Source organism: Paraburkholderia atlantica (assembly GCF_009362785.1).
Taxonomy (GTDB): Bacteria; Pseudomonadota; Gammaproteobacteria; order Burkholderiales; family Burkholderiaceae; genus Paraburkholderia; species Paraburkholderia atlantica.
In genome coordinates, this window is sequence record NZ_WHNQ01000086.1 from 1 (window position 1) to 9,994 (window position 9,994).

Sequence of the window (9,994 nt, forward strand, 5' to 3'; positions counted from 1 at the left end):
TGCAACTCGGCGACGGCACCACGAACGGCTCGATCACGGGCAACGTCACGGACAACGCCACTCTCGCCTTCGACCCCGCCTCCGGCACGACGATGACCGAGCCCGGCGTGATCTCCGGCACTGGCCAGCTCCAGCAGATCGGCACCGGCACAACAGTATTGACGGGCACGAACTCCTACACCGGCGGCACCACGATCACCACCGGCACACTGCAACTCGGCAACGGCACCACCAACGGCTCGATCATCGGCAACATCACCGACAACGCCACCCTCGCCTTCGACCCCGCCTCCGGCACCGCGATGACCAACACCGCCGTGATCTCCGGCGCCGGCCAGCTCCAGCAGATCGGCCCCGGCATCACGAACCTGACAGGCAACAGCAACACGTTCTCCGGTGCAACGAACGTCACAAGCGGCTCGCTGCTTGTCAGCGGCACCCTCGGCGACGCGAGCAGCACGGTCGCCGTCGCATCAGGCGGCACGCTCGGTGGCGCTGGCACCCTCGGCGGCAACGTCAGCGTCGGCGCTGGCATCCTGGCTCCGGGTAGCACCGGCGTCGGCGGAGGACCCGGCACGCTGAGCGTCAACGGCAACCTCGCGCTGTCGAGTTCATCGACGCTCGCCTACCACTTCGGCCAGGCCAACGTAGTCGGCGGCGCGTTCAACGATCTGACCTCAGTCGGCGGAAATCTGACGCTGGCTGGCACGTTGAACGTCACCTCATCGAGCGGCAGCTTCGGCCCGGGGCTTTACCGGATCATCAGCTATGGCGGAGCGCTGACCAACGACGGCCTCGCGATCGGCACGCTGCCCAATGGCGATTCGGGCACCATCCAGACGTCGATCGCCGGAGCGGTCAACCTGATCAACACGACGGGCGTGACCACCAACTTCTGGGACGGCGGCAACAGCAGCGCCAGGAACAACGATGCAGTCGATGGCGGCACCGGCATCTGGCAGGCCGCCGGCGGCAACGACAACTGGACGTCGGTCGACGGCTCGATCAATGCGCGTTATACGAACGGTGCGTTTGCGATCTTCACCGCGGCTCCTGGCACGGTGAGCGTCGACAACAGCGTCGGCAACGTCGTCTCCGGCGGCATGCAGTTCGCCAGCAGCGGCTATGTGATCGCGGGCGGCCCCATCACGATGGCCGCCGGCAGCAACCTGATCCGGATCGGAGACGGTACCTCGGCCGGGGCCGGCTATGTGGCCACGATCGCAGCGGCGCTGACCGGCAGCGGCGGCATCGACAAGGCCGACCTCGGCACGCTGGTTCTGAGCGTCGCGAACACCTACACCGGCGGCACCACGATCAGCGCGGGCACCCTGCAACTCGGCGACGGCACCACCAACGGTTCGATCACCGGCAACGTGACCGACAACGCCACCCTCGTGTTCGACCCCGCCGCCGGCACAACGATGACGGAGGCCGGGGTGATTTCCGGCACTGGCCAGGTCCAGCAAAACGGCACGGGCACAACGGTGCTCACAGCCACGAACACCTACACCGGTGGCACGACGATCAGCGCGGGCACCCTGCAACTCGGCGACGGCAGCACCAACGGCTCGATCACCGGCAACGTCACTGACAACGCGATCCTTTCCTTCGTCCCCGCCTCCGGCACGACAATGAACGAGGCCGGCGTGATCTCGGGAACGGGTCAGGTTCAGCAGGCCGGCATCGGTACAACGGTACTCACTGGCGCTAACACCTACACCGGTGGCACGACGATCAACGCCGGCACGCTACAGGTATCGGCCGACAGCAATCTCGGCGCTGCGACCGCCGCACTCACGCTCGACGGCGGCACGCTGAACACGACGGCAAGTTTCGCTTCACCGCGCAGTATGACGATCGGCGCCGCTGGCGGCACCTTCGACATCAACCCCGGCACCACGCTGACGATGAACGGCGTGCTGTCCGGCGCCGGCGCCCTCACGAAGACCGACACCGGCACCATGGTGCTGGCAGGCGCCAACACCTACACCGGCCGCACGACGATCAGCGCAGGCACCCTGCAACTCGGCGACGGCACCACCAACGGCTCGATCACCGGCAACATCACCGACAACGCCACTCTCGCGTTAGACCCCGCCTCCGGCACGACGATCACCGAATCCGGCCTGATCTCCGGCGCCGGAAACGTGCAGCAAACCGGCGCCGGCATCACGCACCTGACCGGCGACAGCAGCGCCTTCTCCGGTGCGGCCAGCGTCACGAGCGGCTCGCTGCTGGTCAGCGGAACACTCGGCAACGCGGGCAGCACGCTCGCCGTCGCGACCGGGGGAACGCTCGGCGGCGGGGGCACGCTCGGCGGCAACGTCAACATCGCGGACGGCGTGCTCGCTCCGGGCAATACCCGCCTCGGCGGCGGCCCCGGCACCTTGACCATCAACGGCAACCTTGCGCTGTCCGCGTCGTCGACGCTCGATTACCACTTTGGCCAAACCAACGTGGTCGGCGGCCCGTTCAACGACCTGACGGCGGTCGGCCGAAATCTGACGCTGGCCGGCACGCTGAACGTCGCGTCGTCGGGAGGTAGTTTCGATCCGGGCATCTATCGGATCATCAGCTATGGCGGCGCGCTGACCAATGACGGCCTTCAGCCCGGCTCGCTGCCGGCCGGCGTCACGGCCTCGGTCCAGACGTCGATCGCGGCAGAGGTCAACCTGGTGAACTCGACCGGCGTGACGACCAACTTCTGGGACGGCGGCAACGGCGGCGGCAAGGACAACGACTCGGTCGATGGCGGCACCGGTGTCTGGCAAGCCGCCGCCGGCAACGACAACTGGGCCGGCGTGAACGGCGCCTTCAACGTGCCGTACACCAACGGCGCGTTTGCGATCTTCGCCGCGGCTCCCGGCACGGTGAACGTCGACGACACGCTCGGCAACGTCGTCTCCGGGGGGATGCAGTTCGCGACCAGCGGTTACCTGATCCAGGGCGCGCCGATCACGCTGGCGCCTGGCAGCAACCTGATTCGAGTCGGCGACGGTACCTCGGCCGGAGCCGGCTATGCGGACACGATCGCGGCGCCGCTAACCGGCAGCGGCGGAATCGACAAGGCCGACCTCGGCACCCTGGTCCTGAGCGGCACGAATACCTACACCGGCGGCACGACGATCAGCGCCGGCACGCTGCGGCTCAGCGACGCTGGAACGCTCGGCGCGAATGCGGGCGCGACTACGGTGTCGAGCGGCACGCTGGACCTCGGTGGCACGAAGCAGACGCAGGACGCCGGCCTGACGCTGGTTAGCGGCGAAGTGAACAACGGCACCCTGTCGTCATCGACCGGCTTCGCGCTGCAATCGGGTAGCGTAAGCGCATCCCTCGCGGGAAGCGGCGCGCTCAGCAAGACCGGTGCAGGCGTGGTGACGCTGACCGGCAACAACGCATACACCGGCGCGACGACCATCAGCGGCGGCACGCTGGCGCTCGGCAGCGGCGGCTCCGTGGCGACGAGCAACGGAGTGAAGCTCTCCGGCGCGGGCGCGGTGTTCGACCTCACGGCCGCAGGCAATCAGACGATCAAGGATTTGTCGAGCGTGGCCGGCTCGAAGGTCGACGTCGGCGCGAATACGCTGAGCTTCGGCACCAGCAATTCGACGAGTTTCGCCGGCTCGTTTGCCGGCACCGGAAAGCTGCTCTGGCAGGGCGCTGGCACCTTCTCACTGACCGGCGACAGCAGCGGCTTCGCAGGCACGACGACGATCGCAGCGGGCACCGTCGCGATCGGCACCGACGCGGCGCCCAACGCGAGCCTCGGCGGGAACGTCGACGTGTCCGGCGGCACCCTCAAAGGTTTTGGCACGATCGGCGGGAGTCTCGTCAATACGGGCGGCACGGTGGCCCCCGGCGGCTCTATCGGCACGTTGAGGGTCGGCGGCAACTTCGTGCAAGGCGCCGGCGGCACGCTCGGCATCCAGGTGAGCCCGAGCGCCGCGTCGCTGTTGAAAGTCGGCGGCACGGCGACGCTCGACGGCAAGCTCGCGCTGCTGTTCGCGCCGGGCACCTACAACCCGACCACCTACAAGCTGCTGAGCGCGCAGAGCGTCGGCGGCGCGTTCTCGCAAGTGAGCGGCACGAACCCGAGCGGCCTGTCCCAGTCGATCGACTACAACCCCGCCGACGTGACGCTGCGCCTCAGCAATCCGGCGTCGCCACAGTCAGTGGCCGTCGTCGCGCCGACCAACGACACGATCTACACGACGCTGACCAGCATGGCGCTGCTGAACGCGCAACAGATCAACGGCATCATTCTCGACCGGATAGGGCAGCGCCGTGCCGGCATCGCGGACGGCCCGGTCGCGACCCGCGGCGATCCGCCGATGCAAGCACAATACGCCGACGCGACGGGCCAGACGCCACCTGTGCTGTCATTGCCTCAGCCCTCCCGTGGCGCATGGATTCGCGGCATCGGCAACTTCACGTCGCTGAGCGGTAGTGGCGGCACGCCGGGATTTACCGGCTCGACCGGCGGCTTCCTGCTCGGCTATGACCAGCCGCTCGAAAACAACCTCTATGTGGGCGCGGCGCTCGGCTACCTGAACAGCAGCATCGACGAGCACTCGACTTCGAGCGGCTCGTTCGAGAGCGCACGGGTCGCGCTTTATGGAGGGATTGCGCTCGGCCCGAGTCTGATCACCGCGACTGCCGGTTATGCACATGACTGGATGCGCACCACGCGCGGTATCGCCGGGATCGGCACCGCGAGCGAGAGCCACGGCGGCGACGAGGCGACGTTCGCCGCGCAATGGAGCATGCCCATGACGATACCCGGCCTCGCGGGCGGCAGCGCGACGCTGACACCGAAGGCTGGCATTCAGTACGTTCATCTGTCGGAAGGCGCATTCACCGACACCGGCGCGAGCGGCTTCAACCTGGGCGCGGACAATCACAGCGCCGACAGCTTCCAGCCATATTTTGGGTTCGCGGTGTCGCAGCGCTTCACTACGCGTGGCAGCACCGAAATCACGCCGGAGCTTCGCCTCGGCTACGCGTATGAAACGCTGTCCAACGCACGCGGCTTGAACCTCATCGCAACAGACGGCACCGCGTTTCCGGTGACCGGCATTGCACCGTCACGCAACCAGTTGATCGCCGGCCTCGGTGTGACGATTACCGCCGGACCGAACCTGTCCTTCTACGCCAGTTACGATGCGATCCTGCCTGTTGGAAATACCCGAAGCCAGACGTTCCAGGCCGGCCTGCGATGGAAGTTCTAGAAGCGGCGCGAGGGTGAGTCAGCCAGCGATGCCGCCCTTTTGCACCGCTTTGCTTTTCGACCGCTTCTCCGCCGGCCTGACAGAGTCCTTCGCCGGCTTAGCCTCGCGCTTGCGGGCCGCCGCCGGGGTCTCCTCCCGAAACGACGCGGCACGCGCTTCGCCTAGCGCAATCAGCGCATCGGTAAGCTGCGCCATATGCGTTTCCATCGATCTGTTGTCGCCCGATTGAAAAGAGACGAAGGCGCCGTCGAAGCCGAGCATGCCGAAATACGCCAGCTCGTCGGCGACTGCTGAGGCCACGGCATCGCCTTCGGCGCGAAACGTGCTGCGGATCATCTCGCGCATATAGTCGCGGCCTTCGTTGCGTACTTCGATCACCGTCTGGATCGCCTCCGGCTCCGCTGCTTCGTTGCTCATGACCATGACGACCAACAGGCGCAGGAAGTTCTCGCGGTGCTGGAACACCTCCCCCGTCTTCTTCAGATACCAGCCCAGACGCTCGCGCGACGTGCCGCCTTCGGGCGGATTCTGGTGAGCTTCGCGCATCGCGGCGAAGAAGCCCCGCGCCCCTTGGGCCATCACCTCCGCCAACAGCCCGGCCTTGGAGCCGAAATGATGATAAATCGCGCTCTTCGGGATTCCGGTTGCTTCGACCAGCGCCGACATCGAGGTGCCGGTGTAGCCATAGGCGGACATCACGCGGGCGGCCGCGTCGAGGATTTCCTGGCGCGATCGCTGGCCGCGTCGATTGCCAATTTGCTGTGTGTTTTCCATCCCAAAAGTATACCGCTTCGCCCCCTTTTCTCCAGTATTGGACCGATCGGTTCATTACTGGTTTGCCCTGGCTGTTCGCGATTGGACCGATCGGTACACTAATTCCAACTGCGGGAATGAGCCAGACCATCACCCGGATCGGGTGTCGTTCGTCATCGGCCGATCGGGACACGAGCACGCACCGCAGAGTGCTTCGCAACAATTCCGGGCCAATGGCCCGTCATCAGAACTTGAACATAAGGAGAGCTATGCACAGCGTGTCGACACTGGGATATATGGTCCTTGGCGTAAGCGACCTGGCAGCATGGGAGGGGTTCGCCGTCAACGTACTGGGATTGCAGGTGGCCAGGCGAGTCGCCGGCGAATCGCTGGGCCTGCGTATGGACGATTACGAGCAGCGCTTCCTGTTGGTCAAGAATGAGCTCGACGACTTCCTCGCCGCCGGCTGGGAATTCGAAACGGATGCGCAGCTCGACGCGTTCGTCGATCAGGCGCGTGCCCACGGAGCCGAGATCGTCGAGGCGGATCGTGCAATCGCCGAACAGCGCCGCGTAGCGCGCCTCTTCGTATGCGACGATCCCGATGGCATCAGCCACGAGTTCTATAGCTGCGCGTACCGTGCCCACACGCGCGACGCATTCCGCTCCTCGGTACTGCGCGGAGCATTCAGCACAGGACGTCTGGGCGCTGGCCACTTCGTCACCGTACCGAAACAGAGTGCACGCGCCAAGGCGTTTTGCCAGGACGTGCTCGGCCTGAAGCTCAGCGACTCCATCACTGGCGAAGCTGCACCGGGCGTGAACCTCGACGTGACGTTCTTTCATGCTCGCAGCGGACGTCATCACTCGATGGCCGTCGCGGAAGTGCCGTTCCCGGTCCCGAAACGTATCCACCACATCATGGTCGAGTGCACCGACGCGAACGACGTCGGCCTCGCCTACGACCGCTGCAAGCAGGCCGGCGTGCCGATCCTGATGGAACTGGGTCATCACCCCAACGACCAGATGTTTTCCTTCTACATGATCTCGCCGTCCGGATTCGCGATCGAATTCGGCGCGGGCGGCATCGTGGTAGACGACGACACATGGGAAATCAAACGCTACTCCGAACTCAGCGACTGGGGACACAAACTGAATCCGCCGCCTGGCGCACCCGCCCCCAACGCGCATTGAATCCCGACTCATCACATAGCTTGACTGCAACGATATCCCTGGAGCCACAGTATGACCTTGACCGAAGCCAGCACCAGCAAGTTCGTGACGATCAACGAACCTGGTCTCGAAAACTTCACCATCCATTTCAACGACGCCGGCCACGGCCCGGCCGTCGCCATGCTGCACGGCGGTGGGCCCGGCGCCAGCGGCTGGAGCAACTACTACCGCAATGTCGACGCGCTGGTGAACGCGGGATTTCGTGTGCTGCTCATCGACAGCCCCGGCTTCAATAAATCAGGCGAGATCGTCAGCGACGTGCCGCGCAACCTGCTGAACGCGCGCGCGACCAAAGGGGTGCTCGACGCGCTCGATATCGCCAACGTGCATCTGGTCGGCAACTCGATGGGCGGAGCCTCGGCATTGAGCTTCGCGCTGGAATATCCGGAACGCCTCGATCGCATGGTGTTGATGGGACCTGGCGCTCAGGGTCCGAGCATCCTGCAGCCTCAGCCGGGTGAAGGCATCAAACGCATGTTCAAGCTTTATGCAGAACCCACCTATGAGAACTTCGAAGCCATGCTCGAAGTGTTCGTGTACTGGCCTGGCGCGATCACCGAAGAGTTGCGCCGCGGACGCTGGAACAACATCGAGTCGAACCTGAACCACCTGAAGAACTTCATCGCGAGTTCGAAGCTTTGCCCCGTCACCACATGGGACCTGTCCGCACGCTTTCCGCAAATCGCACACAAGACGCTGATCACGTGGGGCCGCGATGACCGTTTCGTGCCTCTCGATCACGGCCTGCGCATGATCAATACCTTGCAGGATGCGCGACTCCATATCCTGCCGCAGTGCGGCCACTGGGCTCAGTGGGAACACGCCGACGAGTTCAATCGCCTCGTCATCGACTTCCTGAATAACTAAAAAAAGCGGGCGACGGCGGCGGTCGGCCGTCATCGCGCTGCTCTTGTGCTGCGAACACGCGCATCCCGCCGCCACGTTGAACATCCAAAATATCTAGTGGAGACAAGATATGACCAATGAGTACGACGCCGAGGTTGCCATCGTCGGTTATGGACCGACCGGCGTAATCGCAGCGCTGACCCTCGCGAAACATGGCATTTCCACCATCGCGTTCGAGCAACACAAAGACATTTACCAGCGTGCGCGGGCGGTCACCGTCAACGACTGGACGATGCGCATCTTCCAGAACCTCGGCGTCGACGAACCGGTGCTGAAGCAGATCGATCCGCAACGCGCGCTACGCTGGATGCGCTATGACGGTACCGAGATCTTGCGCATCGAGCATCCGCCTTCGACGCTCGGGATCAAGCCGCGCTTTTTCAACATCTATCAGCCGACGATGGAGTCGACGCTGCGCGAATGCGCGGCGAAGCACGCCGAATACATCGACGTGCACTATGGCTTCGAGGTCGTGTCGCTGGAGCAGGATGAAACCGGCGTCACGGTAACCGCAAAGGACCTCTCGACGGGCGAAACGAAACAGACCCGCGTGCGCTACGTGATCGGCTGCGATGGTGGCAGCAGTGCCACGCGCGGCAAGCTCGGCGTGAAGCTGCTGGGCGATACGCTCGACGTGCAGTGGATCGTGATCGACTGCCGCGTCAAGCGCTGGTGGCCGGACCGCAACCTGCTGACGTTCTGGTCCGACAAGGAACGGCCGGTGGTGGACATCGCGCTCTCTGGCGGCAACCACCGCTGGGAACTGCCGCTGAAGCCTACCGAGTCGGAAGCCGACTTCGCGACGAACGAGGACGTTTGGCCGCTGCTGAAAGCCCTCGGCGTCACCGAGGACGATGTCGATATTCACCAGTATGCGTTCTATCGCCACCATACGCGGATGGCCGACAAGTGGCGCGTCGGGCGCGTGTTTCTCGCGGGCGACGCCGCGCATCTGATGCCGCCCTGGGCTGGCGCGGGCATGCAAACCGGCATGCGCGACGCGTTCGACCTGGGCTGGAAGCTCGCGGGTGTGCTCAAGGGCACGCTGCCCGAGCAGTTCCTCGATACCTATGAAACGGAACGCCGGCCCAATGCCGCGTTCTACACCGGCCTTGCCGTGCAACTCGGCCGCATCATCAAGCAGGAACTCTCCGAAGCAGAACAGGCCGCGCTCAATGCACCGCCTCCGCCCGACGCGCCGGAGCAGCCGCTCATCGCGCCGCCGGTGCTGGAAGCCGGCTGGCTGCGCGGTCCGCTCGCTAACGACAGCATCGTGGGACGCATGGTGCCGCAACCCGTCGTCGGCGACAACCGCGGGGTGATGGCACGGCTGGACGACCTGCTCGGCGACGGCTTCGTGCTGCTCGGCGACGACGTCGATCCCGCCACGCTGCTCTCGCCCGATGAAAAAGCCGCGTGGGACCAGCTCGGCGCTCGCTACATTGCCTTGCGCCAACAGGATCAGCACACCAAGGGCTGCGACGAATTCGTCGATCTCGACGGCGTGCTGCGCCCATGGTTGCGCAAGTACGGCGCGCGCGCAGTCGCGCTGCGCCCCGATCGCTTCGTCGCCTCCGCCGACGTCAGCGGTCTTGCGGTACCTGCCTGACACGCTGCACTACGTGACATCGCTCGACGAACGGGTAGGCGGCCAGGTCCGCCTCCCCGTATCACGTCACGCCTCAAACCAGGGAGAAACTCGAAAATGCATGATGCCAACGTCATCGATGCGCTGGCCGCGCGTCTGCGCAACGCCGAAGCGTCGCGCCAGACCATCTCGCCCGTACGCGGAGATATCCCCCTCGACGACATCGCTACCGCCTACGCAGTGCAGCAGGCGAACGTCGATCTGCGCATCGCGAACGGCGAGCG

Annotated in this window: 5 protein-coding genes and 1 pseudogene; 5 read left to right on the forward strand and 1 reads right to left on the reverse strand. The window is 65.0% G+C overall.

Annotated features, from left to right (window positions below; all coding sequences use genetic code 11):
• Nucleotides 1-107: 107 nt before the first annotated feature.
• Nucleotides 108-5,231 carry a beta strand repeat-containing protein gene (locus GCT19_RS39540; protein ID WP_321576948.1) on the forward strand — a complete coding sequence of 1,708 codons (5,124 nt, stop codon included), beginning with the start codon at nucleotides 108-110 and terminating at the stop codon, nucleotides 5,229-5,231.
• 18 nt (nucleotides 5,232-5,249) lie between these two features.
• On the opposite strand, the gene GCT19_RS39545 is transcribed toward GCT19_RS39540, so the two are convergent.
• Nucleotides 5,250-6,005 carry a TetR/AcrR family transcriptional regulator gene (locus tag GCT19_RS39545; protein WP_152854925.1) on the reverse strand — a complete coding sequence of 252 codons (756 nt, stop codon included), beginning with the start codon at nucleotides 6,003-6,005 and terminating at the stop codon, nucleotides 5,250-5,252.
• Nucleotides 6,006-6,253: 248 nt separating this feature from the next.
• On the opposite strand from GCT19_RS39545, the gene GCT19_RS39550 reads away from it, so the two are divergent.
• The 4 genes and pseudogenes from GCT19_RS39550 to GCT19_RS39565 all read left to right on the forward strand — a co-directional run.
• Complete coding sequence (locus tag GCT19_RS39550) at nucleotides 6,254-7,177, forward strand: VOC family protein (protein ID WP_152854926.1); 924 nt, start codon at nucleotides 6,254-6,256, stop codon at nucleotides 7,175-7,177.
• Between the two features lie 51 nt (nucleotides 7,178-7,228).
• On the forward strand, nucleotides 7,229-8,083 hold the full coding sequence (gene bphD, locus GCT19_RS39555; RefSeq protein WP_152854927.1) for a 2-hydroxy-6-oxo-6-phenylhexa-2,4-dienoate hydrolase: 855 nt from the start codon (nucleotides 7,229-7,231) through the stop codon (nucleotides 8,081-8,083).
• Nucleotides 8,084-8,192: 109 nt separating this feature from the next.
• Nucleotides 8,193-9,731 carry a bifunctional 3-(3-hydroxy-phenyl)propionate/3-hydroxycinnamic acid hydroxylase gene (locus GCT19_RS39560; RefSeq protein WP_018436636.1) on the forward strand — a complete coding sequence of 513 codons (1,539 nt, stop codon included), beginning with the start codon at nucleotides 8,193-8,195 and terminating at the stop codon, nucleotides 9,729-9,731.
• Nucleotides 9,732-9,827: 96 nt separating this feature from the next.
• Nucleotides 9,828-9,994, forward strand: a pseudogene (locus GCT19_RS39565) (2-keto-4-pentenoate hydratase); the annotation flags it as partial.

Bases quoted from the DNA above. Each gene is read 5' to 3' on its own strand.
- GCT19_RS39550 (WP_152854926.1), top strand. From the start codon at position 6,254: ATGCACAGCGTGTCGACACTGGGATATATGGTCCTTGGCGTAAGCGAC.
- GCT19_RS39560 (WP_018436636.1), top strand. From the start codon at position 8,193: ATGACCAATGAGTACGACGCCGAGGTTGCCATCGTCGGTTATGGACCG.
- GCT19_RS39545 (WP_152854925.1), bottom strand. From the start codon at position 6,005: ATGGAAAACACACAGCAAATTGGCAATCGACGCGGCCAGCGATCGCGC.
- bphD (WP_152854927.1), top strand. From the start codon at position 7,229: ATGACCTTGACCGAAGCCAGCACCAGCAAGTTCGTGACGATCAACGAA.